Below are 26,020 nucleotides of genomic sequence, written 5' to 3'. Positions count from 1 at the left end.
AGCCCCCGATCTTATTAGACCGGGGGCTCGCTTTATGATTTTTTATCATCCGGCGGGTTGAACCGCCCTACTCCTAGTTCTCTACCCTCTTTATAGATCGCCTTCACAAAACTGATGACCATCATCAACATGATGATCGAAAATGGCAGGGCTGCGATGATCATCGTATTTTGCAAGGCCTGCAGTCCTCCTGTGTAAAGGAGAGCCAAAGCTGTGGCAGACAACAACCCACCCCATGTCAGTTTGATGGATGTTCCCGGCGTTTCGGAACCACCTGTCGTCATCATCCCGAGGACAAACGTTCCTGAGTCTGCAGATGTGATGAAGAAGGTGGCAATCAGTGTCATCGCAACAATCGAAGCCAGCCATCCGAGCGGTACGTTCGAGAATACCCCGAACAACGATTCTTCTGTAGCTAGAGAAGAAATCGTATCAATAGCATTGTGCTCCAGTTGAATGGCTGTTCCACCAAAGGTCGCAAACCATAAAAACCCAATGATCGAAGGCACAACAAGTACGGTGAATACAAATTCACGAATGCTCCTCCCTCTTGATACACGGGCAATAAATACACCGACAAACGGCGACCACGCGATCCACCAAGCCCAATAAAAAATCGTCCACGCATTGATCCATTCACGTGTTTCCTGATTGAGGGGCGCAATCCGAAAGCTCATGGTAGGCAGGTATTGAAAATAAGCACCGATTGAACTTGTGAAGATGTTTAGGATGAACATCGTCGGTCCTACAATGAAGACGAGGAGGAAAAGGAGTCCGGCAAGCGCCATGTTCGCATTACTGAGAATTTTGATACCTTTTCCTAGCCCCGTCCAGGCGGAAATCATGAACAGAACGGTGACGATCGCTACGATAATGAATTGGACGACAATGCCGCTCGGAATATCAAAAAGATAGGAAAGACCTCCATTGATCTGCACGGCACCGAATCCAAGCGTTGTCGCGACCCCGATGACGGTCGCAATAACAGCAAGGATATCAATGACTTTTCCAAAAACTCCTTCCGCAGCCTTTTCCCCGATCAACGGTTTTAATGTGGCACTAATGAGCCCTGCATGGCCGTGACGGAAATTGAAATATGCGAGTACGAGAGCAACGATGCCGTAAATGGCCCATGCGTGAATACCCCAGTGAAAGAAAGTGAACCGCATCGCATCTTTAATCGCCTGATCGGTCCCGGTCTCTCCCGTCGGCGAACTGATGGCATAGTGACTGATAGGCTCCGCCGTACCCCAGAACACGATCCCAATCCCCATGCCGGCACTGAAGAGCATCGCAATCCAGGTCGGACGTGAAAACTCAGGCTTCTCCCCTTTTTTTCCTAACTTGATTCTTCCAAGCGGTGTAAAAAGGAAAGTGAGGCAGACAAGCACAAAGAGAGTGACGACGATTAAATAATACCAGCCCAGCTTATTAGCAATAAAACTTTTGACGTTCGTAGTCATCTGTTCCAAACCATCCGGCCAGACGATACCTATGATGACAAGCACAAGCATGATTCCAGCTGAAACTTTGAATACTGTATTGAATTTTTTCATCAGCAAGCGATCCCTTCCAAAAAAAGATTGTTAAAGATAGTATCTTTCCGCCTGCTTTTCCTATTCTCGTCCTAGGAAAACTGAAAAATAAGAAAGTTGCTTTCCATTCTGATACCTGTCAGACTTGAATAGTCAAATAATCACGACTTACCGTCAATTAGGAACTTTTTTATAAAATTACGGAGGTGAAGACGATGATCGAAGTACGTACGTCTACACTTGAAAACGAAGAATTGAACCGCGGCATTTTCGCAAAAAGGGATATATCTAAAAATGAGCTGATTCACCAGGCTCCTGTCATCCCTTACCCAAATGAAGAACACGTCCACATCGAAAAAACCCGCCTGGCTGATTATGCTTTCGAATATGGCGAAAACCACACCGCCTTTGTGCTCGGCTATGGAATGATGTTCAACCACTCCTACGAGCCGAACGCCAACTATGTCATCAATTTCGAGACACACACGTTTGACTTTTACGCCTTCAAAGACATCAAAGCGGATGAAGAAGTGTATATCAACTACAATGGTTTTGTTGATGAGCAGGAACTCCTTTGGTTCGATCAGGACGAAGAAGAATCTTAAATGAATATCAAAAACGGTCGTGACATTTCGTCACGACCGTTTTTATTAGCGGGGGCGGCGCTCCTGGATATCAATAGAGATTTCAAAGATGTTGATCATTCCGGTCATCTCCTTTGTTTTCTTGTTATCTTAAGTATAGACCGCCCCGCTTTTCTTTCTAACGGCCGTTGGAGTGATTTCCATTCATCCTCTGGACCGAAAAAGGACGGAGGAGAAATGAAGGAGCCGCTTCATCCTCCCGCCTCAGAGGGATAGATACTGATAAATGAGTAAAACCCAACGATAAAAGTGAGAAACCCACCGATAAAAAAGCCTAAGTCACTGTTAAAATCTCAAAAGCCACTGATAAATGTCCAAATCGCTATTTAACAGATTCCATCTAAATACAACCAACAAACAAAACGCCCGCAACCGAAGTCACGAGCGTTTTATTCTATACATTCAGCGAGGACGGCGCTCCTGGATATCGATAGAGATTTCAAAGATGTTGATCATTCCGGTCATCTCCTTTGTTTTGTTGTTATCTTAAGTATAGACCGCCCCGCTTTTCTTTCTAACGGCCGTTGGAGTGATTTCCATTCATTCTCTGGACCGAAAAAGGACGGAGGAGAAATGACGGAGCCGCTTCATTCTCCAGCCTCAGAGGGATAGATACTGATAAATCGGTCAAACCCACTGATAAAAGTGCAAAAGCCACTGATAAAACCTCAAAAGCTACTGATAAATATCCAAAACCACAAAAAAGCTGCTCTAAGTAAATGCGCTCAAACCAAAACGCCCGCGACCGAAGTCACGAGCGTTTCATTTTATACATTCAGCGGGGGCGGCGCTCCTGGATATCAATAGAGATTTCAAAGATGTTGATCATTCCGGTCATCTCCTTTGTTTTCTTGTTACTTTAAGTATAGACCGCCCCGCTTTTCTTTCTAACGGCCGTTGGAGTGATTTCCCTTCATCCTCTGGACCGAAAAAAGACGGAAGCCACCTGCCCGGGTGGCTTCCGTCTTACGTCTGATGTTCAATCAAACCAGCCTTTGTTTCTGAACCAGATGAACATCGCAACCGCTACAGCAATCATGAGTCCCCACACGACAAAATAGCCGTATTCCGTCTGCAGCTCGGGCATGTTGGCAAAGTTCATGCCGTACACACCAACGATAAACGTCAGCGGCATGAAGATCACACTGATGACCGTGAGAATCTGCATCGTCCGGTTCGTTTCATGGGAGTTCAAGGACAAGTAGCTATCGCGGATATCCTGTGTCATCTCCCTGTTCGATGCGACCATGTCAGCTACTTTAATCAAGTGGTCATGAATGTCCGCAAAATATTCCCTTCGCTCAAAGACTCCGTCTAAATGTCTTGTATTTAATATACGGTACAACAAATCCCTCATTGGGTGAATCGTCTGCCTCAATAACAGCAGTTCGCTTCGTCTGTCGAACAATTCCTCAAGCAGCTTTTCCATCGACAAATCTTTCGTGTTGTCTTCGATTTCATTGATATGATCTTCAATTTTATAAATGATCGGAAAATAGTTGTCGACGACTTTATCCAGGATCTGATGGAAGACATAATACTCATCGACTTTCTCGTGCTGCTTATTATTTTTGACGATCCTTTTTGCTTGTTCCAGCGGTTCGTTTTTTTCCTTATGAAAAGTGACAATAGAACAATGACCGAGAAAAACGTTGATTTCTTCCCGCTCAAGTGTCTTTGGATTGACGGAATGAACAACGATGAAGCTGTGATCGTCATAATAATCGAGCTTCGGACGCTGCAGCCCGTGCAGACAGTCTTCAACCGCCAGAGGGTGGAACTCGAAGGTTTTCTCTAAGAGCGTCACTTCCCCCTCGGTCGGTTGATTGAAATCAACCCAATACCAGTCCCATTTTCCACCGGAAAGTTCTTCGATGGAAAGGTTGTCATGCAATCCAGTTTCTTTACTATAAGCCAAAACCTCAATCATTCGTTTCACCTGCCTATGTACGTCTTATTCTTTTATAACCGTAAACGAAAATATTCAAACAACCATTCCCACTTATGGTACGATGGAAGAAAAGACGGAACGGAGGCAAGCGGATGCTGCAACGTTTGAAATGCGACGAGCAATTAAAAGGACAGAGGGTGATACTACGGCATATTACCGAAGGGGACATTCCCGTTTTGTACCAATTGATTTACAATGGCGATGAACCGGAATGGAAAAAATGGGACGCGCCCTACTATCCGCTCGAGCCTCATACACTCGAAAGCTATCGCAGTCACGAAAAAGCGCGCATCAACAGGCTCGGTCCGAATGAACCCGATTCACGACTCATCATCGAAGTGGACGGGAAGACAATCGGAACCGTCACCTATTATTGGGAGCACAAACCATCTCTATGGCTTGAAGTCGGCATCGGCATCTATGATCCCGATTATTGGAACGGAGGCTACGGATCGGAAGCGCTTGAAATCTGGGTGGATTACCTTTTTCGGACTCTCCCCCTTGCCCGTGTCGGTTTGACGACATGGTCCAAAAATGAGCGGATGATGCGTGTTGGTGAAAAACTCGGCATGAAAATCGAAGGCCGATTGAGGAAATGCCGTATTTATGAAGGACAGTTTTATGATTCGATCCGTATGGGAGTCCTTAGGGAAGAATGGATGAAACGTGCGTAGAAGAACGCTTGGCCTAAACAGCCAAGCGTTTTCTTTTTCCGGTGCTTCTAAAGCACTTGTCACTTGTGCCATTTCACTGCATAATACCTCATCCCTCTCGGAACACCCATGAGCATGAATTCCCCTTGAAGGACAAGCTCACGAACTCGATACTCGAAAAAGCTGTCCCCGACAACTTGTGATGAATGTCCGAGAACCTCTCCAATTAATCGAGCCGCTTTTATGTAATCATCCATATCACTCTCAAACTGCAACTCTTTTAACGTTTGGATGAGAGTCGCATCAAAATAATTTTCAGACAACGATTGGATGCCTCTCTTCCACACTCGGAGATTCGCATTCTCTTCGGATAAAGCCCGCCATTCGTCCCTGTAGGTTTCCATGCTCTCATCGGACAGGGGACTACTTGGGAAACGTTCCAACAAACTCACCAAACGAGCAGGAGAAAGCTCCCCTGTATGAAGCGGGAAATCTAAAGCGTCCGTTACTTGAACCGTATAGATTCCGTTGGGTTTGTTTTTCAAAAGATGCAACACAAACCGAAGCCCGGTCTGTTCATGGGCATTGTCACCGACCCAGATCGTGATCGGCACCCCAGTTGGAATGGAACGTAGATCTTCAATAACCTTCAAGGAATCTTCTACCATGTGCATCCACTGCTCATCGTCCATGACAAGATGATTGAACAGCCATTCCTTTCGCTTTTCGATACCTTCTTCTTTATCCAAGTCCTGTATTGGACCGATAGAAAACATAGGAGAAAGAGCGATCACTTCTTCCTTTGTCTCCTCTTTTCGTCTCAGCGCTAGCTGCAATGAGCCTTTCGTAGATTCACTAAAGACGATATGGACGTGCTCTACAACTTCCCCTGCCTCCCCTTGAAATGGATGCAGGCGGTCTTCACAGACACGTTCGGTTCTTTTTTTCATTTCTTTCACCTGATTGATCCATTCTTTCTCTGAGATCTTCTCTTCTTCTACATAAGTAAAAAGGGTCCACTGATGGAGTAGAATGGTGCGCATCTCTTCTTCAGTCAACGCTTCAAGAATTCTTTTAATAGATCGATTCATTTCCTCTCTCCTTATCCCTTGGTAAAATGAAAAGCATTGAACTTCCTTCCCTACGATTGAATAAATCCATAAGTTTCATTTCATAAAAAAACGAACACCTGTATAGGTGTCCGCTTAACTCATCGATACACTGCTCATAAGACCAAGGTATAAGCACCACAAAACCATTGCACTGACAAAAAAAGTACCTGCCAGCGAGTTCCGCTTGATCATCACTCCTGTAAACAGCAGAAAAATAAAGCCTAAGGCCAAAGAGGAGATACTGATCAAATTCGGAGCGAGGGTTAAGGGGCCAAATCCTTCCACTGTCGTGAATATACGGAAAAGAACAGAGGGATCCTGCTGCTCCAACGTCTGCTTGATATTATGCGGCGTTTCCTGTTCGGTCATGTATCCTGTAATCGTATAGATAAAAACGATGAGAAGACTTTCCGCTTTCCACCAGCGTCTCGGTGAGAAGCCTGCATCCTCTGCTACTAAACGCTTCATGAGAAAGCCATTGATGAAGGCAAACAGCAGAAGAACAATAAACAGAAGATGTTTGACCAACAGCGCCTGGCCATAGGAAAGCATCCACGAATCTACAATACTCTCTGACAATAGTAAACTCATAGCAACACCCGTCAACGTAATCCATACGATGCAGCCGATGGCTACCTTCGTAAACCAGCGTACAAAGGACTCCCACTGGTGCTCGTGATCAGAAAAAAAGCTGACCACGAGTAATATTCCGGACCATATCCCCACACCGATGAAATGAATCGTATGAAAAAGTGCTCCTTGAAAAGAAGCGGTGCTCGCAGAATGTCCGGTCACACTCTGAGTAAGAATCATCCCCGCGATAAGTAATAAACTGAACGAATAAGCGACCTTTGGCTGTTTCATCGTGTTCAGTAGAATGACATGAAGAATAGCCAATGATAATAGTAGAAGCCATGCCTGCCCTCCCTTTAATTGGGTGAGCACATGAAAAAGACTCGACAAAAAGCTTCCTCCCCGATATTCCTGAAGCCTACCCGCCAGCTCTATGATTGGAAATGCAGCTAAAACAGGTACAGTCAAAGCAACCAGTGCCCATGTCTTTCTACGCTGAGCAAGCTTTTCATCAGAAAATGACAAAAGGCTTGCCCCGATCAGAATGGAGAGACAAGCATAGAGGCCTCCATTCGTTAACGCATGAATCATGATTTTTTCCTGATCCCCAGGAACACGAGTACAGCCGTAACCAAGATCCCGAATCCAAGTACAGGTACAATCCATACCATCGAATCGTTCCCCTGGTTAGACGCTGCGACTTGGTCACTTTCAGACGCTTCTCCGCTCCCACTTCCGCCTTCACCTGAAGCCGTTGCAGGTTCCTCTGTATTTGTGTCTTCTCCAGCGGTAGAAGCCTTATCCTTCACGGTATAATTAAACGTCAGCTCATTTTCCATGACGTGCCCGTCTTCACCGATGATGCTAAAGAAGACCTCGAGGTCCCCACTAGCTACTTCTTTAGGAATACTGAATTCGATGACATTTTCAGGGGAATGGGTATAGCTCTCTATTTCGAACTCTTCCCCATCATCATCTGTAATGGTCAAGGCCGTCGGTTCCTGGACTTTGGAATCAAAAGTCAGTGTGATGCCTGGGTTTTCTGATGTTAGCGCACCTCCTGATTCAGGTTCTGAACTTTCAAGGTGTGTATGCGCCTCTACCGTCATAGGCAGGGCAAGTACAATAAGTAAACAAAACATGGATATATATTTCATGGTCCTACTCCTTTTTCTCTTTTATAAAGACTACGAATAAAAAGGAGCAACGGTTCACTCCTCCTTCTAATTTATATCAGAGCAAAGGTTGTAATACCAGGAGAAAAGATGGACAATTTAGTGAACAGAAAAACCTCGGTTCATGAGCTGAACATAAACCAGGCTTTGTCGGGACCCTGCATTTGATGGTTTTATTCAATGATATTTTTCTTTCCTTTTTCAAATGTATAAATACCACCACTGATCTTTTTAATACCACTATCCGAAACGAGCACAGATCCTCCGTCTTCCATAGCAAGGATCTGAAAACTCTCATTCTTTGTGATGAGGGTTGTTTCACTCTCATCCTCCGATTTGTAATGACACACTATCCTGTAGTTCTCCACGAGATTCAGAGCTTCCTTCCCTCCTGAATGGGCCTTTCCGAACACTACAGCGCCAGCACTCTGACCGAAAACTACGCCTCCTCGTTTGTAAAAATCCAAAAGAACCCGATCGAATCCACTTTCATACATTAACCTTCGCAGCTTCAATGAACAGCCTCCACTGATGTAGACACCAGCAAACATTTGAAGGTCCACGAATGACTTTCCGTTAAGGTCTGTCCACATCTCCAACTGAGAGATTCCATGTGGCTTCAGACACTTTTTTATGTAATGGAAACTCTCTTCATGTGGCCTTCGTTCCGGATCCCCTGCGACCGGAATATACAAAACAGCCTTTCCTTGCTCCAATTTTTCCGCGAACGATGCATGGGCCTTCTTGTTCTGCTCTGCACTTCCACCACCTGAAAGAATCAATGCCCCCATACCACCACACCTTCCTTCTTATGAATCAGATACAAAAGAGAAGCAGCCAAACCACTCGCAGTCCCGGATGTAATGAATACTATACTTATCATTTTCATCCCTAGAGAATGGGCGGGAAAAATAAAAAAAGCAGCAAGCAACAACATGACAGCCCATACTCCAAAATACATGATCAACGAAAACTTTCCCTTGTGGAATAAAACCACCCCGCTTAATGCTATGAAATAGATGAGGCCCAAGAGGAGCAGTAAAGGAAAGAACGGTTTAAATTTAGCAGCATAGACCAAATAATCGACGACGAGGATGTCTGAGGATGTTTTCACCTCTCCATGAACCCACTGGCTGAATACAGCAGAAGACCTCCATTCAAACGGATGATCTTTGATTTCACTTCCTTCATACAAAGCGGCGACCGTTGAAAATAAAAAAGTACATAGAGCGGCGACATACTGAACTAGAACTCTCATTATTATTAATTCCCCCTCCCACTTTTTACCAATTATTTCAAATGTTCAACAATTACTCAATCTTTTATTTAAACAAGCACGCGACTTACGTGATACGATACGATTAATGATTGATAGAAAAAAGGAGCCTGGTAACCATGTACAAAATTCTTACAGGAATCTTCTTATTAACAAGCATTTTTTTCGCTTACCTTTGGTTCGATACAACCAGATCCTCAGAGATCGACACGTTCACAAAAGATGCCGCGACTTCCGCTGTGTCCGAACTTCCCTATCGCATCGAGGACGTCACCCTGTCCTTTGACTCATTTCATAGCGAGGGAAGTGAAAAAGAAAGGTTTTATACGGAGACTTTGCTCACCCGCAGCCTCCAGCAGCTGACCGGATATCAAAGATTATTAAATGCTGCCGAACGATCGAATGAATTGAAAAAAGGGTATTTCCGTGATTATTCGAATGAGTTGTTCAAGCTTCGATCGGTGATTACTACGGAATCATTTGAAGATGAGGATTCAGACAAAGTAGATGATATCACAGCCGCTTTAAAGCAGCTCCACACCGACGTGCAGTATATTGTGGAAAAAGACTCTTTTACGGTATCTGATAAAGAAAAAATGGAGGCACTAACAGAAACGATCCGCTCCTTTAATGATAAGTTTCTATCATAGGAGATTAATGGTAGTTATTAAACTATATGGCAGAATTGTGATAAACTCAGTTTCGAGATAACTGGGGTTCGTTACAAAGTTGAGCGTCAGGGGTGGTTGGGAAGCCACTCGCTTTCCTGCGGGGATGACGGCAAGCCTCCTCGTGCTTCGCACTGTGGGGTCTCGCCAGTCAATCCATTCCCGCGGGAGTCTCGCAGCTTCCCAACCACCCCATTCGATGAATGTGAGAAACGAACCCCATTACTGTGTGGGGGGGTCTTCCACTATCCTTGTGTTATATGCATAAAGCGCTACATAACAAGCTTTCCGCACCCAGAATAGAGTGCCTGCAAGTTCGTATCCTCCATTAAATCTGTGCATAAAAGCAACTTATTCTGGAAGTGGTTTCGAGACACTTATATGGCAAAGGGGCGGAGGGAAACGGTGAGACTCCTATGGGACGTGTGGGACAGGTGAGACCCCGGAAGGCGTAGCCTGAGGAGGCTCACCGCCCGCCCCATGGAAAGCGAACCTTTTCCCGCAGCCCCTAAACTCACACAAAAGTCTCGAAACTGAGTCTTCCAGAAAAGGGAGCTTATATGGAAGAGAAGAAATGATATAAGAAAAGCGAACCCTCAATATGAGGGTTCGCTTTTCTTCTTATCCGAAATATGTGTTCAATGGAGGTACGATTTGTTTCTTACGGGATACGACACCTTTCAAGACAGCCTGATTGCCATCAAGCTCTGTTTCGAAAGCTTTTGCAACCGCTTCTGTTTCGTTACCAACCGCAACCACTGTCGAGTCACTTTCAAGAATGTCTGTCACGACAAGCAGGAACAAGTCCAAGTCCTTTTCAGAAACGTTCTTTTCGATCGCTGCTTCAAGTTCGCTCTTACGGGAAAGCACATCATCTGTATCGACTGTGTTCACTTGAGCGATTTCTACTTTTTTATCGCCCATGTTGAACCCTTTCGCATCCAGGGAGATCAATTCTTCCGCTGTCTTGTCACTGATGTCCGCACCAGCTTTCAGCATCTTCAAGCCGTATTCTTCAGCATCGACACCAGCAATCGCTGCAAGTTCTTCGGCTGCTTTACGATCTTCGTCCGTGCACGTCGGTGATTTGAATAAAAGAGAATCGGAAATAATCGCTGACAGCATTAGTCCTGCCATTGGCTTTGAAACCTGCTGTCCTTTTTCCTTATACAACTTGTTCAAAATCGTTGCCGTACATCCGACAGGCTCCGCACGATAGTAAAGAGGTCCTTTTGTTTCGAAGTTTGCAATACGGTGGTGGTCGATGACCTCAAGCACCTGCACCTCATCAATATCCTCTGCACTCTGCTGGCGTTCGTTATGGTCGACAAGGATGACCTGCTCGACTTCATCAGAAACACGTTCAACAAGACGTGGCGCATCGACATTGAACTGATCCAACGCAAATTGAGTTTCTCCGTTTACTTCACCAAGACGAACGGCTTCTACCTCTTCGCCAAGGGCTTTTTTCAGTTCAGCATACACAAGTGCTGAAGTAATCGTATCCGTATCGGGGTTTTTGTGCCCGAAAATCAATGTTTTGCTCACAAAAATCTTCCTTTCTTTATCAAGGGTATGTAGGATGTCTTGTCCGTTTCGATTATAAAATAGATTAGAGCCATAGTCCATCTTCTCCTACCATTCCCCTTAATATGGAAAAGAAACTATTCCTTTTCGAACCCTTTTATAAGAAAGTAACCACAGAGAACCTGGATCACCGAACTCACAGAAGGATTGGTAACCAGTAGATTTGGAAAAATTGAATCGATCGGGATGATATAGGGAACCATCATCAAGTATAAAGAAGGAAAAAGAAAGAGGAATCCGTATCGTTTCTTCCATTTCCATTGTCCTTCTTCTTCCCATTTATTAAGGAACGCTGGCAGGGCGAGTAAAATTCCTAGAGGGACATACACGAATTGTGAGAAAATAATATAAAAATAAAAATTTTCTGTCACAAGGGCGGTTCCTTGTACTTTCACCGTTACGAATGAGATGAAAACCAAGTAACCAAAAACGGCTGCAGACTGCATGAATACAAGCTTTTTACTGTTCATACAATACCTCCATTCCACTTATAATCTACCTTATGTAGGAGGACGAAATTTTTTACTAAATCATAGGTTTACGATAAAAAAATAAGGGAATTTACATAAAAGGCATTTGAGATTTGTCTACACTATGTGTTAGAATTCCTAACATAAGAAAAAGTGAGATACATATCCACCACTATTCCGGATACACATCTCATAATAAAATTGTTAAAGAGAGGGTAATGTATGACTTACACAAAAGAGCAAATTATTCAGGAAGTAAAAGAAAACAACGTAGAATTCCTACTATTAGAATTCACAGATATGTATGGGGATACGAAAAATGTTGAACTACCGGCTGAGGAACTAGAAATGGTCTTGGAAAATGAAGCCATGTTCGACAGTTCTTCCATCTCCGGTTTTTCCGATATCCAAGAAAGTGACATGTATCTCTATCCAGACTTAGATACATTCCTACTGCTTCCTTCTTTGGTCGATGAAGATCGCAGCGCGCGCTTCATTTGTGATATCTACAAGCCAGATGGCACTCCATTCGAAGGAGACCCTCGTTACATCCTTAAACGTGCAATGAAAGAAGCCGAAGACATGGGATACACAGTAAACGTCGGTCCAGAACCAGAATTCTTCCTATTCAAACTGGACAAAGATGGTTACCCGATCCGCGAAATGAATGACCGCGGTGGATATTTCGACGCTTCTCCAAAAGATAAAGGGGATAAAGTACGTCGTGACATCGTTCGTACACTGAAAAAATTCGGTTTCGAAATGGAAGCTTCCCACCACGAAGTGGCTATGGGTCAGCACGAGATCAACTTCCGTTTTGACAACATGCTGAAAACAGCCGATAACATCCAAACGTTCAAAAACGTAGTTAAGGATATTGCAACAAACCATGACTATCACGCAACATTCATGCCTAAACCAATCGCAGGTGAGAACGGTTCCGGAATGCACGCACACCTTTCCCTATTCAGAGATGGCGACAGTGCTTTCTACGATGAAGATGCGAAAGATGGCGTTTCCAAAACTATGAAACAGTTTATCGCAGGAATCCTTCACCACGCTCGCGCGATTGCAGCGATTACGAACCCGAACGTGAACTCTTATAAGCGTCTCGTTCCTGGTTATGAAGCACCTGTAAGTATTGCATGGTCCCACTCCAACCGCAGCTGTATGGTCCGTGTACCAACAACACGTGGTCAAGGTACTCGTTTCGAAGTCCGTAACCCGGACCCGACAGCAAACCCTTACCTGACTCTTGCGGTATTGATCCAAGCTGGTCTTGAAGGTATCCGTAACGAATATGATGCAGGTGAAGCGGAAAGCCGTAACTTGTACGAAGTTGAGGACGACAGTGTACCAACACTTCCTACAAACTTGAAAGAAGCTCTTTCTGCTCTTAAGAAAGACGAAGTTCTTCTTAAAGCTCTTGGCGACCACACGGCCAATGCGTATATCGAAGACAAAGAAGATGAGTGGACTCAGTACTCCTTGCAAGTAAGCAAGTGGGAAATTGACAAATATATGAATAAGTAAGAAATAGCAAAGCAGCGCTCCGATGTGGAGCGCTGCTTTTTTGTGTAGGCTCTTCGCTTCTTTTGCGCGCGACTCGGCTTTCTTGCGCGCGACTCGGCTTTCTTGCGCGCGACTCGGCTTTCTTGCGCGCGACTCGGCTTTCTTGCGCGCGACTCGGCTTTCTTGCGCGCGACTCGGCTTTCTTGCGTGCGACTCGGCTTTCTTGCGTGCGACTCGGCTTTCTTGCGTGCGACTCGGCTTTCTTGCGTGCGACTCGGCTTTCTTGCGTGCGACTCGGCTTTCTTGCGTGCGAAAGGTCATCCTCAAATCGGATGACCTTTCGCATCATTTACTCATTAAATAACGATAAGACAGAACTAGGCCTCCCACGTAAAAGAACAGCGCGATGTATGCGGGCAGCAAGTGGATGAATGTCGTATAGCCGATCATAATATGTACAAAAATCCCTGCGGCAAAGGCAGGGATACCTCCGATCAGGAACATCCACCAAAACCAGCGTTCCCCCTGGTGATACCCCCATAAAGCGCTCATCAGGACGAGAGAACCGACACTGAACAGTGCGCTTCCGAACCCGGCGCGATCATGGGCGATGACGGGAATCAATCGTTCGTTGAAACTTTGTATCAGTTCAGGAGGCATGCAAAGATACTGAATATCAGTCGGGATAAAGACGCCTGTCACGCCGATATAGGAAATGACGATGCCACCAAGGACGAAAGAGAATCCGAGGACGACGAAGCAAAATTGTCCATAGACGCCGAGAAGCCACGTTCTGTCATTTCTTCGATTCATCGAAGCTGGCTTTTCGGAGAGACCCCGGGATTTGATCCATCCCGTCACATATAACGGCAGAAGGATGATCCAGAATAACAGGTGCAGCCAGTCAAAATAGCCATATCCGATAAAAAAGAGAATGCCTAAAAAGCCTGCAATCGCAGCAAAGTCAATCGCTTGTTTCGCCCATTTTTCTCCCTTGGAAACAGAATACCTTGCCAGCCACATATAAAGCAGCCCACCGGAAATCATGGTTCCGGCGAGGGTCATCCGGTCGTGGGCCATAAACCAGAGGATCCGTTCATTGAACAATAGCAATTGTTGTCTGGATATTCCGAGGAACGTTTCATCATAAGGTAGGATGACCGAGGTCAAACTGAACACCAAGGCGAGGATGCCACCTAGAAAAATCGCCAGGCCGAAAAGAAAATACCACATCCAGCCGGTTTCTTCCTTGCCACCTTGAGCTCTTTCATCCAGCAGCGCTTCGTGAATCCGCTTCGGTAGTCCAGGACCTGCTTCGACGTATTCAGTAGAAAGAAATACCATACGGGCACCGGCGGAAAGGAGGGCCAGCGCATCTGCGGGTTCCTTCACTCCGCCGACCGTAACCACATCATAGCCCTGCAGCTTTTCCATTGCCTTTTTGTGCGCTTCTAAATTACCTTCCTCACCAGATTCTTCTAAGACGAAGCCGGCGACTCCTCCAAATCTGTCTACCTCACAAACATTCTTACTCGGAACTCTTAAAAAAACGGGTTTCCATTCTGAGAGTTTTCCAACTAGATTCGGCGACCACACATGATGAGAGAAACTGAATATCCCATGAAAAGGTTTTAGAGCTTCTGCCATTTTAAAAATTTCATCTTGTGACCCTTGCAAATGAAAGAGATAAGGAATTTCTGCATCCGCCTTTTCCAGCCGACGAACCGTTTCCTCCAAACCAATCGACTCTCCGTGATCCGGAAGCAGCAGGCGACCCTCTTTCCTTTCAGGGAAACCCCCATTCTGCGGTTCCAGCGTCACCGGACCAACTTCGATCATACTGAAACCTAACTGACTGAATGCCTTCACACCTGATAACCGCGGATCGATTTTTCCTGATAATCCAACAGGTCCACGGATCCGTTCGCTCCCAAGAGAAGTGGTGAGTTTCTCCGAGATTTCTTCTCTCCCAAGAAAATGGATAATAGAGCTTCCTCCAGGAAGAGAAGCGATACGGTTCATATTTTTATGTATAAATTCTCTTGAAGTCACAGGGGCTAATTTTGACAGCCACGGTTTGAATAACACATGATAAGACCAATCCGGCATACAATCTTCCTTTTCTTTTATAATCAAAAGCTCCAACTACAAAAAAAGAGGCACCGGAACCGGCACCTCTTTTTTCTACTTGATTGCATTCGGTCCGTGGAGCATCCGGTTCGTGCGATGCGTCCCGTACCGATCTTTCAACTCGAGCCGCTTCAGCTCCCGTTTTAACTTGTTGTAGCTTTTCAGACGCGCAGCTTCAAGCTCTCCTTCTTCAATGGCTTGCTTCACTGCACATCCCGGTTCTTGTTCATGTTTGCAGTCTCTGAACTTACAAGACCCGCTCAGGCGATCGATATCAGAGAATGTCTGGTCCACCCCTTCTTCATCTCCACCCCATAACTGCAATTCGCGCATGCCGGGTGTGTCAATGATAAAAGTTCCGTTCGGCAGTTCAAACAGCTCTCTGTGCGTCGTCGTATGCCGTCCGCGCTGATCCTCTTCACGCACCCCTTGAGTCGCTTGTTTTTCCATGCCGAGCAAATGATTGATGAGTGTTGACTTGCCGACTCCGGAAGAACCTACGAGCGAAATGGTTTCGCCAGTCCGTAATTCAGTGACAAGCTCTCCCATTCCTCCACCTGTCAAACTATCCACTGCATAGACAGGAACGCCCGGCGCTACACTTTCGACTTCAGTAATATGATCAGGCACCGTGTCGCACAAGTCCCGTTTTGTTAAAACAACAACCGGGCTCGCTCCACTCTCATAAATTTGCTGAACATACCGTTCGATTCTTCTAAGGTTAAATTCCTGGGTCAAAGCGGTGACGATAAACACGGTATCGACGTTCGCCGCAATGATTTGCTCCTGATGACTTCCGCCCGCCTTTTTCCTGGACAAGACGGTCCGCCGGTCCAGGACGCGGTGGATTTTCGCACGCGCTCCTGCATCATAAGGTTCAAATACGACCCAATCCCCGACAGCCGGGTAATCTTTGTCAACCTGTACGGTATGATGAAACCTTCCGGAGACTTCTCCGTTCCGCTCCTGTTCATCATCCACAACGGTGTACAGGCCATGGGTCAGGCGGGTGATTCTTCCGATCTGTTCCCCTTCGTTCGTCTGTGCTTTAAAAAATTCTGTAAAATCATTCCGTTTCATTCGATTCCTCCTGAATTTTGGAGGACGTTACGAGTGATGTCCTCCGTGATTTGATGGATTTGAGTTGAATTGATTTGTTACGTTTGCCATAAAACATCACTCCTAACTTTTTGATTAGTTCCATTATACCAGAATTTTTTGCCAGTGGTTACGTTTATCCGCGGGAAACTGCTTTTTTCGCAGAAATGGCTGCAAAGGTTATGGTGATGGTACACACGATGACGATCGCGAATACCCCCTGCATCAAATCCCAAAACACCCAGCCGTCGATGAGTGCCGTCCGCATACTTTCAAAGATGTAAGTCGTCGGGTTAATCGTCGCCGCGATTTTCAGCCACTGAGCTTCAATCAGCTCATACGGGACGAAAGTGGTGCTTAGGAAAATGAGCGGGAAAAAGATGAACGTTCCCGCTTGTGCGGCCTGAGCGTTCCCAGTCCGAAGCGCGACCCCGGCAGAATAGCCGGCAAACGCAAGCCCCCAGCCGACGGCAATCAGCAGCACAAACAAAATGCCTCCGAAACCTGTCACCACTTCAAGACCGAGCAAAAAGGCGATGCCGATGATGAGCAGTGTTTGCACGACGAGTTGAAGCATCCCGGCAATGATTGGTCCGAGAACGATCGCCAATCTTGAAGCTGGCGTCAGCAACAACCGGGAGAAAAACCCATTCTCAATATCTTTCACGATGCTCTGTCCCGCCCCCCCGGCTCCACCAATGGCCGCAGATACAATCGACACAGGCAGAATGAACGCCAAATAGTTCGCCCCTTCAAATGTCGGGAGCTGGGAGATTCCGCTCAACCCGCCTTCATAAACAAGGAGGAAGAAAGCCGATATGATCAGGTTCGGGATAAAAGAAAACGGATTACGTAACGTCGTTTTGATGTTTCTTACTGTCATGAGCCACGTATCTTTCCATAGGTTATTCCCCAACCGCTCTCACTCCTTCCTTTTTCTCACTCGTGATCTTCAAGAAAATATCATCCAGCGTTGGTGAGGAGAGTTGGATGTCTTCGATTTCATAGCCTTCCTGATCAAACAGACGGACAACTTCAAGCAATTGCTTCGTCCCCTCTTCAACGTATATGAGCACCTTATTCTGACGATTGATCACGTCAACGTCCGCCATTTGTCCACGTAAGTACTCCACCGCCTCGGATTGCTGTTTTTCATCTTTCAATGTAAGGGTGATCAGATCATTTCCGATTTGTGCCTTCAATTCTTTCGGCGTGCCTGTCGCAACAATCTCCCCATCATTGATGATACTGATGCGGTGAGCAAGCGAATCGGCTTCCTCTAAATACTGGGTAGTAAGAAAAATGGTGGTGCCCACTTCCTCGTTCAGCCGTCGCAATTCCTCCCAAATCGCCATCCGGTTCGAAGGATCAAGCCCTGTTGTCGGTTCATCGAGAAAAAGGATTTTCGGTTCATTGACGAGTGTCAGGGCAAGATCAAGACGCCTGCGCATCCCGCCCGAGTAGTTGCCGATTCTCCGTTCCGCCGCTTCTGTAAGCTGCACAATCTCCAACAACTCCTGGGCCCTCTTTTTCCCTTCTTCTTTACGGAAGCCGAAAATATTCGCTTGAAGCTCAATCATTTCCCTGCCTGTCAGATCAGGGTCCACACCTGTTTCCTGCAGGGCTACACCTATATAACGTCTCACTTTTTCCGGCTCTCGGATGACGTCATGACCGGCCACTTCTGCTTTTCCAGAAGTGGCATTGATGAGCGTCGTCAAAATTTGAACGGTGGTCGATTTACCTGCTCCGTTCGGTCCTAGAAAAGCGAAAAATTCCCCTTCCTCTACTTCGAAAGAAACATCTTTTACCGCTTGGACGTTTCCTTTTTTGAATGTTTTGGTTAGGTGTTCAACAACGATTTTCCCATTCACTACAATCCCTCCAGTCATCTTTCCATATCTTTACTATATACAAATGTCCTACCATATTCACTTTTCCACACTCTCTTCCCCACATTCCCCCGTTCATCTAAATGGCAGCATTGTTGAAGACTTGATTTCGAGATGTTTTGGGGTTCGTTGCTGAGTTGCGCGTCAGGGGTGGCTGGGAAGCAACTCGCTTTCCTGTGGGGGAGCGCCGAGCTTCCTCGGGCAACCGCCCTGCGGGATCTCGCCTGTCTCCTTCTCCCACGGGAGTCTCGCAGCTTCCCAACCACCCCATTCGATGGAGGTGAGAAACGAACCCACATACACAGTAGGAGCATCTTCCAAAACTACAGAAGTTGAAAAGGGCTCTATAGAAAGCTTCAGAATAAAAGTGCTCCTGTTTTAAGAGTGATTCACCAACTTCTATTACGCTCGAAAGCTGCTTATTTTGGGAGTATTTTCGAGACACTTAAATGGTTTAGGGGCGGAGGGGAATGGCGAGACTCCTGCGGGAAAAAAGTGCATGGTGAGACCCCGCAGAGCGAAGCTCGAGGAGGCTCACCGCGCTCCCGCGGAAAGCGAGTCATTCCCCGCAGCCCCCATCCACTCAACAAAAATCTCGAAACTGAGTCTTCCACAAACTGGAGCTTTAGTGAAAGAAAGATAAATATGAGGGATTTGGGGTTTGAAGCTGTTTCAAACGGGGAATCTTTATTTTTACGTCCCAACGGAAAACCGCCAAAACTAGACGGTTTTCACGGTTGAAGCAGGGTTTCATAACGTGATAGAATCTTTAATAATAAGAATTTTCAGAATATACTTTGAGGAGGTGAATACCATGGAGCTTATGCAGGTATATCCCTGGTTGATGCCGGCCCTTTTGATCATCAGTATCGGTACGTTGTTCGGTTCATACTTAACGTTTAGAGCAGAAAAATACATGATGTTGATCGCGATTGGGATGGTGCAGACGCTGATCAGTACGATGCTTGCGACAAGTGTCGGACCGCTTTTGTTCGGAATCGGGTTGACACAGTTCTACGTAGGAATCGTCAACATGAAAAAGGTGAAAGGCTATGAGACATGAGAAATCATCGTCTTATAGGTCTTTCACCTTTTTTTCTATATATATACAAAGATCCCCAAGCGTCGGAAATTGGGCGAGCTCACGATTTCCAGGTAGTTCCTGATGGCTGTTCGGAGGGAGCTCCCAATGTTGAATGATGGCAGCAAACGCCTCCAAAAATTTGGAACGGTCATTTTTGAATACGGTGGCAAGCTTCACATTAGTCGTTAAGTGCTCCAGTGCATCTTCATAGGTTTCATCGCTATACAAATGCACATAATAAACGACACTTCGATAAATCGCTACGGTTGTTCTCGGGTCCTGGATCTTCTTCTTCTCTCTTTCTTTCTTTGACTGAAAAGCTTTGAAGTTGTAGACTTCTCCCATTGCCCCCACCTCAATCTTTTTTCTATGAGGATATATTTCTTTTTTTCTATTCCTTATTCCTTCAAGAGCGCAGATAATCTTTGTAAAAGTTTCACCCTCATGAATTTTCGACTGTTGTGGTATCCTGTAGGAAAGAGCTTTTTTAAGTGAGGGAATTGCTTATGATGAAGAAAAACGTGTGGTGGATCGGCTTGGTCCTTCTTTTGTTAGTCGGATGCAGCTCAAATGCAGATGCAGAGGACACGTTGAATATGAATTCGCTTGAAGGGGACGATCCCCTCATCGATGAAGAAGGAGCGGAAGCCAATGGAAATAAGATGCAGCTCACCCTCGATGGCGCTTCCTATCCATTCACGGCCAAAGACTATCCCATTCTATCTCAATTTGTACATAATTTTGATCAACCGGAACCACAACTGCGCAAGCTTCCTTTTTCAAAAATAAAAGAGGACCAGTACTTGGTGGAGTTTGCCTGTCATGAACAGCGTTGCTCGCATTTGATGATTGATTTTGAACAGAAGCACTCGTTTTTAATGAGTGATTTGAGCAAATTGGTTTCAAGCCACGTTTCTCCTGACCAGCAGTATGTGGCCTTCCTTTTCGAACGCACGTATGAAAAAGAAGCGATGCACCAGCTCGTCGTCATGGACCTTCGTACGCTCGAACCGATTGAACTGGAACCAGGAGAAGATCACCTCCTCCCGAAACCGAATCAGTATCAATACGCCATCCATTCTGTTACTTTTATGGATGAAGAACGATTGCAAATCACCAGTAACGATCCAGTGGCAGGTTCCGATACCAAGGATCCGGTCCGGACGCAATGGATCTACAAATAGGAGGCCACGTTCATGAATGAAACAATTGAAACACTTCTGAACCACCGTTCGATTCGAAAATTCAAAGATACACCCGTAACTGACGAGCAGCTGAGCACCATTGTGTCTGCCGCCCAGCAAGCGTCAACCTCAAGCTACATGATGGCTTATACGATCATCGGGGTAACAGATGAAAAGAAAAAAGCTCAACTTGCAGAAATCACCGGGCAAGGATACGTGAAAGATAACGGGCATTTGATGATTTTCTGTGCCGATCTTTACCGTCATACCCTCAACGCCTCTTCAGATGAGTATGAAGAGATGCTTGCCAACCTTGAGAACAGTGAGCATTTTCTCGTTTCAGCGATTGACGCAGCGCTTGCTGCCCAGAACGCGGCGGTTGCTGCAGAATCGATGGGGCTCGGCATTTGCTATATCGGAAGCATCCGTAACCAACTTGATAAAGTCGATGAAATACTCGGACTGCCGAAACACGTCCTTCCACTTTTCGGCATGGTCCTCGGTGAACCCGATCACCAGCCTGATCAGAAACCCCGACTTCCTAAAGAAGCGGTTTATTTTGAAAATGAATACAAGCGCGATCACAAAGATGAACTAGGAGCGTTTGATGAGCAGATCGCAGCCTACTATCAGTCGCGTCAGACGAATACAAGGAATGATTCCTGGACCGATCAAATGCTGCGCCGCTTCACAAAACCGATGCGGATGGACGTCACAAGCATCGTGAAAAAGAAAGGCTTTAACAAGCAGTAAGAGGAGTTGCCGTCTATGTATGAAACGATTGCTCTCAACATAAAAAGTGCCGAACGGATCGCCGTACTGACTGGTGCAGGCGTTTCAACAGCGAGCGGCATCCCTGATTTCCGCTCGAGTGAAGGATTATGGACAGAAAATCATGATCGCGAGTATTACATGTCCACCGATTACTTTTTCCATGACCCCGAGGATTTTTGGAAAAAGTACAAGGCGATCTTCCGGATGAAGCTGTTAAAAGACTTCCAGCCGAACCTTGTGCATCAGTTCATCAAGGATTTGGAAACCGATGAGCGGGAAGTATCGGTCATCACCCAGAACGTCGACGGGCTCCATTCGCTTGCAGGCAGCTCCCGTGTCCTTGAATATCATGGAACGTTAAACCGATCGAGCTGTCCGAACTGTGGAAAGTCCTATTCTTTGGATGATGTCATGAAGGTAGCTGTGCCGGTTTGTGAAGATTGCGGATCGGTTTTGAAACCGGATGTCCTGCTGTTTGGTGATATGATCACCGCTCACGATGAGGCCGAGTCGATTATTGAAAAAGCGGACCTCCTGCTCGTCATGGGAACATCGCTTTTCGTGACTCCTTTCAACCTGCTGCCGTATCTTGCCTATGAACAGGAAAACACGACGACCGTTCTCATGAACAATGAACCAACAGATAAGGACCGTCTATTTGACTATGTCGTGCACGAGGATTTGTCAAAAGCCATAACAAAAATAAAAGAAAAGATGTAAAAAAGCCTCCTTCAGTGAAGGAGGCTTTTTCCATTATCTGTATGACCTGGTACACCAGAATATGGATGTTAGGCTAAGCCGAGTTTTTTGATGACTGGCTTTAATGTCAGTCCTTGGACGATCAATGAGAAGAGGACGACGGAAAAGGTGAGCAGCAGCACTTGTTCCCGGCCGTCAAAATCCATCGGCAGACTCAAGGCAAGTGCGATGGAGAGACTTCCTCTTAATCCACCCCAGTTGATGAGGATTCTTTCTTTGGATGACAGTTCTTTCACCCACCCTGTTCCAATGTAAACCGCGATGGTACGTCCGACGAGCACAATAGCGATCGCTCCAACAATATATCCCCAGTTCCCCGCAAGATCGATGTTCCGTATTTCAAGACCGACCATCAGGAAGATCAGCGCATTGGCAAGCAAGGTGACACTATCCCAGAACGTATTAAGGTTCGTCTTCGTTTCTTCCGACATGCCGATCTTCGCACCGTAATCGCCGAAGACGAATCCACCGACGACAACGGCGATGACGCCCGATGTATGGAAGTGTTCAGCGATGAAGTAACTTCCGAAAAACAGCAGGGCACTGAAGGCAACTTCCAACGGGTAATCATCATAGACACGAATCACTTGAGAGAACACATAGCCTAAGATCAGTCCGATCAGGGCGCCACCGACCGCAAATTTCAAGAACATGAACACCCCGCTGCCGAGCCCGGCCCAGCCCATTTCGATGTAGGTCAGTAAGTAAATGCTGGCGATTTTAAAGAGAACGACGGCAATACCGTCATTGAACAATGACTCCCCCTCCATAATCGTCGACATTTTTTGTTTTACCCCAAGAGACTTGAAGATGGACAGCACACTGATGGGATCGGTCGCACTCATAAGCGCAGCAAATGTAAACGCGACAGCAAGCGGCAAGTCCAATAGAAAATAAGACGCTGCCCCGATGGTAAGCGACGATATGAAAGTCCCTAAAAACGCGAGCCCCATGACCGTCTTCTTTTGTGAAAACAGATGGTGGAAAGGCAGTTTCAACGTCGCATCACCTAGTAGAATTGGCAGGAACAGCGAGATGACGGTCGCCTGGAACACTTCCGACTGTGTGATGTAGCTTTCCGCTTCCTCAATGAATGGCAGCTGTGTCAGTCCGAGGACAAGGCCGACCAGAACAAGAGCCACCGAGTCCGGTTCCTTCAAAAGTTTGGCGATCGCGATAACCGTGACAGAAATGGCGAGTAACAGTAGTATTTGAATGAAAACATCATGAAATCCGTGCATGAGAAACCCTCCCAGTATGAATGCGCTATAATTAGTCTTTCCCTTCTTGCTCGCCCATTACCCATAAAAAAACGGACGTAAAAAAACGTCCGCGTTGCCGTTATTCTTTAACTATCAGCTGATGATCTGAAAGTATGATGGCCAATTGGTCTTCGATCTCATCCACATCTTCCGACAAGAAGTGATTAAATACCATCGCAAAAATCAGAGGCTCCTCGTCTTTTGTCGTTACATACCCGGACAGAGAGGAAACACCTGTCAACGTCCCTGTTTTCGCTCTGACATTTCCTTCCGCATTGGTCCCCTGCATCCTGTGGCGCAACGTGCCCCCTGCGAATCTCTTTTCATTGCCGGCAACAGGAAGCGATTGCAAGAATTCTGGGAGCCATTTTTTCTCTTGAACAAGGTAAAGCAATTGGGAGATTTCGTTGGCAGGGATTAAATTTGTGGACGACATTCCCGACCCATCATTCAGTTGGATGGTCTCCATATCCACCCCTAAACGCCGCATTTCTGCTCCGACAACATCCAGCCCTTTTTCCCAGCTCCCTTCACCATGAACGACCTTGCCCATTTCCTTTACTAATACTTCGGCATGCCCGTTGTTGCTGAGTTTCATAAAGGGGAAGAACAACTGCTTTATGGGCATGGACGAACGCTCATACAAGCGTATGGCATGCACAGGAGTTTCAGCGATTCTCGTATGTGATCCCTGCACACGAATCCCCTCTTTCATTAAGGACTGGTGAAAAAGATCAGTAACGAGCCCTGTCGGTTCAAATACCGCAATCCATGACTTAGAAACAGGATCATCAATCTCCATCGTTCCCTCTACAATAATGCGATTGGTTCCGTGCTCCCTCTCAACTTTTAATTCATCTTCTTCTCTTGTCTTACCGGTCTTTGTCATGTTCACGATTTCCACATATTTATTATCTGGAGTGACTTCGATCTTTCCTGGTTCCCCATCTTTATTTGCAGGAGAGACGCTGATCAACACGGTTCCTGCATCATAATCCTGATCCGGAGACACGGTCAGCGCAGACACTTGTGAAGCGTAGTATTCACTTTCCTGCGACCATAGAATCCCATCAGATAAACGGATATCGTCATACCACGTATCATCCGCTATGACATCTCCTGTAATTTCCCGGACGCCCTTTTCTCGTAAAAAAACAGCCATTTCACTCAATTCTTTTTCTGTTAAAGTCGGATCCCCTTTTCCCTTTACATAGAGGTTTCCTTCCAGCTTACCGTCCTCCATATCCCCGTCCGACCATAATTCTGTCGCAAATGCGTACTCAGGTCCAAGTGTTTCCAAAGCTGCAGCTCCTGTGAACAACTTAGTATTCGAGGCAGGCGTCAGACGTAGATGAGCATTCTTTTCATAAACAACCTCTCCTGACCCGGCATGTCGAATGCTCACTCCTGCGATCGCCCCATGAAGAGCTTTATCTTCTAACAAATCGTCAATTTTATCTTTCAATGACGTCTCCCCTTTCGAGACCTCCTTTTCTTCTTCCAACGTTGAATTAAAAAACAACATCATGGATGATGGTAAGAAAAGGGATGACTAGCTGCATGCTCTTTGTTGTCGACATCTTTATGTACAGGCCTCCTAAAAATTTTGCCTATGTTTATAGTAGCAGAGCAGACAGATTTTGTAACTTTCTCTTTTTCTATACGCCCACATGTTAAAAGCTATTATGATAGTGAATGAGGAATGAAGTGAAAGTATTTACCCATCCAATTCAGCTTCAAGGAAATTTTTTTATCTTCCTTTTCCATTCATATGAATTCATTTATGGTCCCTTGTAACACTTACGAATCTTCATCCTACAAATCCCCTTTCAACTACTAAGCATATTGTTATCCATTTGATACCATCATTGATAGAGTACCTTTAGAAGGAAGAGGTGGCGATATGAAAATAAAACTTATATTGACCATAAGCGTTGTGCTAGCAGCGTTGCTATGGTTCTTAAATGATGGAGATGGAAAAGAGGAAAAATCAAAAACCACCGTAGACGACTGTTCTGGGGATCGGTTCTGTTCGTTTGAAGAGTTGACGGAAGTCTATGAGGAAGGAGAAGACTGGATTATTGCCACAAGTACGGAAGGGAATCAGCAATGGCTGGTCAGCGCAATCCATGGCGGTGGGATCGAAGAAACGACATCGTCCTTAGCTGAGGCGATTGCGGGAAAATCTTTTCCCTATTACGCATTCAAAGGAAGATTAGCCTCTGATAATTTCAGAAACTTACATATCACCTCCACAAACTTTGATGAGCCCCAGGCGCTTGAAATGGTTGCAATGGCCGATCATCACATTTCCATTCACGGGGCAGGTGGAGATGAGCGAAAGACACTGATTGGCGGCCGGGATAAAGAGTTGATGAAAATCGTGAAGCGCCATTTAGAGGATAAGGGATTTGCCGTCGAACAAGCTCCTGAGCACCTAGACGGCGATCACCCTGACAATTACGTCAACAAGACGAAGACAGAGAAAGGCGTGCAGCTTGAGATCACACGCGGACAAAGGAAGGCGTTTTATAAGAATGGAGACATCAGTTACTCCTCAAGGAAAGATGTTTCTAATGAGACGGAAGACTTTAAAGCGTATGTAAAAGCGATAAAAAGGGCGATGGAAGAATACAAGGAATAACAGATGTAACGCTCCACCTCTGTGATGGAGCGTTTTC

The 26,020-nt window shown here is 45.9% G+C and carries 26 protein-coding genes; 10 read left to right on the top strand and 16 right to left on the bottom strand.

The annotated features are described in order from the left end of the window. Positions 1-32 precede the first annotated feature (32 nt). A complete protein-coding gene (locus ACJA3J_RS08915; protein ID WP_406946083.1) occupies positions 33-1,556 on the bottom strand; it encodes a BCCT family transporter in 1,524 nt (507 codons plus the stop codon). Positions 1,557-1,750: 194 nt separating this feature from the next. Between ACJA3J_RS08915 and ACJA3J_RS08910 the strand changes: the two genes are divergently transcribed. Then, the gene (locus ACJA3J_RS08910; protein ID WP_115895265.1) at positions 1,751-2,140 is read left to right on the top strand and encodes an SET domain-containing protein; all 390 of its coding nucleotides are present in this window, start codon (positions 1,751-1,753) and stop codon (positions 2,138-2,140) included. Continuing rightward, positions 2,141-2,395, top strand: a complete 255-nt coding sequence (locus ACJA3J_RS08905; RefSeq protein WP_406946082.1) for a hypothetical protein — start codon at positions 2,141-2,143, stop codon at positions 2,393-2,395. Positions 2,396-3,158: 763 nt separating this feature from the next. Here ACJA3J_RS08905 and corA read toward each other — a convergent pair. Then, a complete protein-coding gene (corA, locus tag ACJA3J_RS08900) occupies positions 3,159-4,109 on the bottom strand; it encodes a magnesium/cobalt transporter CorA (protein ID WP_089651117.1) in 951 nt (316 codons plus the stop codon). Between the two features lie 113 nt (positions 4,110-4,222). Between corA and ACJA3J_RS08895 the strand changes: the two genes are divergently transcribed. Then, on the top strand, positions 4,223-4,804 hold the full coding sequence (locus ACJA3J_RS08895; protein ID WP_406946081.1) for a GNAT family N-acetyltransferase: 582 nt from the start codon (positions 4,223-4,225) through the stop codon (positions 4,802-4,804). 59 nt (positions 4,805-4,863) lie between these two features. Here ACJA3J_RS08895 and ACJA3J_RS08890 read toward each other — a convergent pair whose 3' ends face one another. From ACJA3J_RS08890 to ACJA3J_RS08870, 5 genes are all read right to left on the bottom strand, one after another. Then, positions 4,864-5,874: a DUF1835 domain-containing protein gene (locus tag ACJA3J_RS08890; RefSeq protein ID WP_406946080.1), complete on the bottom strand. Its 1,011-nt coding sequence runs from the start codon at positions 5,872-5,874 to the stop codon at positions 4,864-4,866. A gap of 114 nt (positions 5,875-5,988) precedes the next feature. After that, positions 5,989-7,059 (bottom strand): copper resistance D family protein, encoded by a 1,071-nt coding sequence (locus ACJA3J_RS08885; protein ID WP_406946079.1) that lies wholly within the window; start codon positions 7,057-7,059, stop codon positions 5,989-5,991. Then, entirely contained in the window at positions 7,056-7,625 is a 570-nt protein-coding gene (locus ACJA3J_RS08880) for a copper resistance protein CopC (protein WP_406946078.1), read from the bottom strand. The genes ACJA3J_RS08885 and ACJA3J_RS08880 overlap by 4 nt, the downstream gene beginning before the upstream one ends. A gap of 191 nt (positions 7,626-7,816) precedes the next feature. Beyond that, positions 7,817-8,434, bottom strand: a complete 618-nt coding sequence (locus ACJA3J_RS08875; RefSeq protein WP_406946077.1) for a Type 1 glutamine amidotransferase-like domain-containing protein — start codon at positions 8,432-8,434, stop codon at positions 7,817-7,819. Next, positions 8,422-8,901: a DUF4306 domain-containing protein gene (locus ACJA3J_RS08870; RefSeq protein WP_406946076.1), complete on the bottom strand. Its 480-nt coding sequence runs from the start codon at positions 8,899-8,901 to the stop codon at positions 8,422-8,424. Before ACJA3J_RS08870 ends, ACJA3J_RS08875 begins: the two co-directional genes overlap by 13 nt. A 137-nt stretch (positions 8,902-9,038) precedes the next feature. Here ACJA3J_RS08870 and ACJA3J_RS08865 point away from each other — a divergent pair, with 137 nt between their 5' ends. Next, entirely contained in the window at positions 9,039-9,569 is a 531-nt protein-coding gene (locus ACJA3J_RS08865) for a hypothetical protein (protein WP_089651109.1), read from the top strand. Between the two features lie 639 nt (positions 9,570-10,208). On the opposite strand, the gene ACJA3J_RS08860 is transcribed toward ACJA3J_RS08865, so the two are convergent. Both ACJA3J_RS08860 and ACJA3J_RS08855 read right to left on the bottom strand, forming a co-directional pair. Further along, entirely contained in the window at positions 10,209-11,135 is a 927-nt protein-coding gene (locus ACJA3J_RS08860) for a manganese-dependent inorganic pyrophosphatase (protein ID WP_089651139.1), read from the bottom strand. A gap of 116 nt (positions 11,136-11,251) precedes the next feature. Further along, positions 11,252-11,644, bottom strand: coding sequence for a hypothetical protein (locus tag ACJA3J_RS08855; RefSeq protein ID WP_115894778.1), 393 nt, complete (start codon positions 11,642-11,644; stop codon positions 11,252-11,254). Positions 11,645-11,866: 222 nt separating this feature from the next. On the opposite strand from ACJA3J_RS08855, the gene ACJA3J_RS08850 reads away from it, so the two are divergent. Continuing rightward, the gene (locus ACJA3J_RS08850) at positions 11,867-13,177 is read left to right on the top strand and encodes a glutamine synthetase family protein (protein ID WP_089651107.1); all 1,311 of its coding nucleotides are present in this window, start codon (positions 11,867-11,869) and stop codon (positions 13,175-13,177) included. Positions 13,178-13,501: 324 nt separating this feature from the next. Here the strand turns inward: ACJA3J_RS08850 and ACJA3J_RS08845 are convergent, their stop codons facing one another. The 4 genes from ACJA3J_RS08845 to ACJA3J_RS08830 form a co-directional block, all read right to left on the bottom strand. Next, the gene (locus ACJA3J_RS08845; RefSeq protein WP_406946075.1) at positions 13,502-15,265 is read right to left on the bottom strand and encodes a dihydroorotate dehydrogenase; all 1,764 of its coding nucleotides are present in this window, start codon (positions 15,263-15,265) and stop codon (positions 13,502-13,504) included. Between the two features lie 75 nt (positions 15,266-15,340). Next, positions 15,341-16,366: a ribosome small subunit-dependent GTPase A gene (gene rsgA / locus ACJA3J_RS08840; protein WP_406946074.1), complete on the bottom strand. Its 1,026-nt coding sequence runs from the start codon at positions 16,364-16,366 to the stop codon at positions 15,341-15,343. Positions 16,367-16,520: 154 nt separating this feature from the next. Then, on the bottom strand, positions 16,521-17,300 hold the full coding sequence (locus tag ACJA3J_RS08835; RefSeq protein WP_115822165.1) for an ABC transporter permease: 780 nt from the start codon (positions 17,298-17,300) through the stop codon (positions 16,521-16,523). Next, entirely contained in the window at positions 17,290-18,258 is a 969-nt protein-coding gene (locus ACJA3J_RS08830; RefSeq protein ID WP_406946073.1) for an ATP-binding cassette domain-containing protein, read from the bottom strand. The genes ACJA3J_RS08835 and ACJA3J_RS08830 overlap by 11 nt, the downstream gene beginning before the upstream one ends. An 832-nt stretch (positions 18,259-19,090) precedes the next feature. Here ACJA3J_RS08830 and ACJA3J_RS08825 point away from each other — a divergent pair. After that, a complete protein-coding gene (locus ACJA3J_RS08825) occupies positions 19,091-19,339 on the top strand; it encodes a hypothetical protein (RefSeq protein ID WP_115894775.1) in 249 nt (82 codons plus the stop codon). 12 nt (positions 19,340-19,351) lie between these two features. On the opposite strand, the gene ACJA3J_RS08820 is transcribed toward ACJA3J_RS08825, so the two are convergent. Then, positions 19,352-19,705, bottom strand: a complete 354-nt coding sequence (locus ACJA3J_RS08820; RefSeq protein ID WP_406946072.1) for a hypothetical protein — start codon at positions 19,703-19,705, stop codon at positions 19,352-19,354. A gap of 161 nt (positions 19,706-19,866) precedes the next feature. On the opposite strand from ACJA3J_RS08820, the gene ACJA3J_RS08815 reads away from it, so the two are divergent. From ACJA3J_RS08815 to ACJA3J_RS08805, 3 genes are read left to right on the top strand one after another with little or no spacing between them, the layout of a single operon-like run. Then, entirely contained in the window at positions 19,867-20,544 is a 678-nt protein-coding gene (locus ACJA3J_RS08815; protein WP_406946071.1) for a hypothetical protein, read from the top strand. 12 nt (positions 20,545-20,556) lie between these two features. Continuing rightward, positions 20,557-21,297 (top strand): oxygen-insensitive NADPH nitroreductase, encoded by a 741-nt coding sequence (gene nfsA, locus ACJA3J_RS08810; protein WP_115894772.1) that lies wholly within the window; start codon positions 20,557-20,559, stop codon positions 21,295-21,297. A 15-nt stretch (positions 21,298-21,312) separates the two neighbouring features. Further along, positions 21,313-22,038, top strand: a complete 726-nt coding sequence (locus ACJA3J_RS08805; protein WP_406946070.1) for an NAD-dependent protein deacylase — start codon at positions 21,313-21,315, stop codon at positions 22,036-22,038. A gap of 68 nt (positions 22,039-22,106) precedes the next feature. Here the strand turns inward: ACJA3J_RS08805 and ACJA3J_RS08800 are convergent, their stop codons facing one another. Both ACJA3J_RS08800 and dacB read right to left on the bottom strand, forming a co-directional pair. Next, a complete protein-coding gene (locus ACJA3J_RS08800; protein ID WP_115822157.1) occupies positions 22,107-23,318 on the bottom strand; it encodes a sodium:proton antiporter in 1,212 nt (403 codons plus the stop codon). Between the two features lie 100 nt (positions 23,319-23,418). Continuing rightward, entirely contained in the window at positions 23,419-24,804 is a 1,386-nt protein-coding gene (gene dacB / locus ACJA3J_RS08795; RefSeq protein ID WP_406946069.1) for a D-alanyl-D-alanine carboxypeptidase/D-alanyl-D-alanine-endopeptidase, read from the bottom strand. Positions 24,805-25,242: 438 nt separating this feature from the next. Between dacB and ACJA3J_RS08790 the strand changes: the two genes are divergently transcribed. Beyond that, entirely contained in the window at positions 25,243-25,983 is a 741-nt protein-coding gene (locus ACJA3J_RS08790) for a poly-gamma-glutamate hydrolase family protein (protein WP_406946068.1), read from the top strand. The last annotated feature ends 37 nt before the right edge of the window (positions 25,984-26,020 follow it).

Source organism: Halobacillus sp. SY10 (assembly GCF_045401165.1).
Classification (GTDB): domain Bacteria; phylum Bacillota; class Bacilli; order Bacillales; family Halobacillaceae; genus Halobacillus; species Halobacillus aidingensis.
The sequence above is the reverse complement of the archived record's forward strand: the minus strand, read 5'-3'. Positions and strand labels throughout refer to the sequence as shown.

What these genes read in the sequence shown, in the direction of transcription:
- ACJA3J_RS08815 (WP_406946071.1), top strand. Translation starts at nt 19,867, where the DNA reads ATGATGAAGAAAAACGTGTGGTGGATCGGCTTGGTCCTTCTTTTGTTA.
- corA (WP_089651117.1), bottom strand. Translation starts at nt 4,109, where the DNA reads ATGATTGAGGTTTTGGCTTATAGTAAAGAAACTGGATTGCATGACAAC.
- rsgA (WP_406946074.1), bottom strand. Translation starts at nt 16,366, where the DNA reads ATGAAACGGAATGATTTTACAGAATTTTTTAAAGCACAGACGAACGAA.
- ACJA3J_RS08805 (WP_406946070.1), top strand. Translation starts at nt 21,313, where the DNA reads ATGTATGAAACGATTGCTCTCAACATAAAAAGTGCCGAACGGATCGCC.
- ACJA3J_RS08800 (WP_115822157.1), bottom strand. Translation starts at nt 23,318, where the DNA reads ATGCACGGATTTCATGATGTTTTCATTCAAATACTACTGTTACTCGCC.
- ACJA3J_RS08910 (WP_115895265.1), top strand. Translation starts at nt 1,751, where the DNA reads ATGATCGAAGTACGTACGTCTACACTTGAAAACGAAGAATTGAACCGC.
- ACJA3J_RS08895 (WP_406946081.1), top strand. Translation starts at nt 4,223, where the DNA reads ATGCTGCAACGTTTGAAATGCGACGAGCAATTAAAAGGACAGAGGGTG.
- ACJA3J_RS08845 (WP_406946075.1), bottom strand. Translation starts at nt 15,265, where the DNA reads ATGCCGGATTGGTCTTATCATGTGTTATTCAAACCGTGGCTGTCAAAA.
- ACJA3J_RS08875 (WP_406946077.1), bottom strand. Translation starts at nt 8,434, where the DNA reads ATGGGGGCATTGATTCTTTCAGGTGGTGGAAGTGCAGAGCAGAACAAG.
- ACJA3J_RS08790 (WP_406946068.1), top strand. Translation starts at nt 25,243, where the DNA reads ATGAAAATAAAACTTATATTGACCATAAGCGTTGTGCTAGCAGCGTTG.
- ACJA3J_RS08870 (WP_406946076.1), bottom strand. Translation starts at nt 8,901, where the DNA reads ATGAGAGTTCTAGTTCAGTATGTCGCCGCTCTATGTACTTTTTTATTT.
- ACJA3J_RS08915 (WP_406946083.1), bottom strand. Translation starts at nt 1,556, where the DNA reads ATGAAAAAATTCAATACAGTATTCAAAGTTTCAGCTGGAATCATGCTT.
- ACJA3J_RS08855 (WP_115894778.1), bottom strand. Translation starts at nt 11,644, where the DNA reads ATGAACAGTAAAAAGCTTGTATTCATGCAGTCTGCAGCCGTTTTTGGT.
- ACJA3J_RS08890 (WP_406946080.1), bottom strand. Translation starts at nt 5,874, where the DNA reads ATGAATCGATCTATTAAAAGAATTCTTGAAGCGTTGACTGAAGAAGAG.
- ACJA3J_RS08820 (WP_406946072.1), bottom strand. Translation starts at nt 19,705, where the DNA reads ATGGGAGAAGTCTACAACTTCAAAGCTTTTCAGTCAAAGAAAGAAAGA.
- nfsA (WP_115894772.1), top strand. Translation starts at nt 20,557, where the DNA reads ATGAATGAAACAATTGAAACACTTCTGAACCACCGTTCGATTCGAAAA.
- ACJA3J_RS08880 (WP_406946078.1), bottom strand. Translation starts at nt 7,625, where the DNA reads ATGAAATATATATCCATGTTTTGTTTACTTATTGTACTTGCCCTGCCT.
- ACJA3J_RS08885 (WP_406946079.1), bottom strand. Translation starts at nt 7,059, where the DNA reads ATGATTCATGCGTTAACGAATGGAGGCCTCTATGCTTGTCTCTCCATT.
- ACJA3J_RS08865 (WP_089651109.1), top strand. Translation starts at nt 9,039, where the DNA reads ATGTACAAAATTCTTACAGGAATCTTCTTATTAACAAGCATTTTTTTC.
- ACJA3J_RS08850 (WP_089651107.1), top strand. Translation starts at nt 11,867, where the DNA reads ATGACTTACACAAAAGAGCAAATTATTCAGGAAGTAAAAGAAAACAAC.
- ACJA3J_RS08905 (WP_406946082.1), top strand. Translation starts at nt 2,141, where the DNA reads ATGAATATCAAAAACGGTCGTGACATTTCGTCACGACCGTTTTTATTA.
- ACJA3J_RS08825 (WP_115894775.1), top strand. Translation starts at nt 19,091, where the DNA reads ATGGAGCTTATGCAGGTATATCCCTGGTTGATGCCGGCCCTTTTGATC.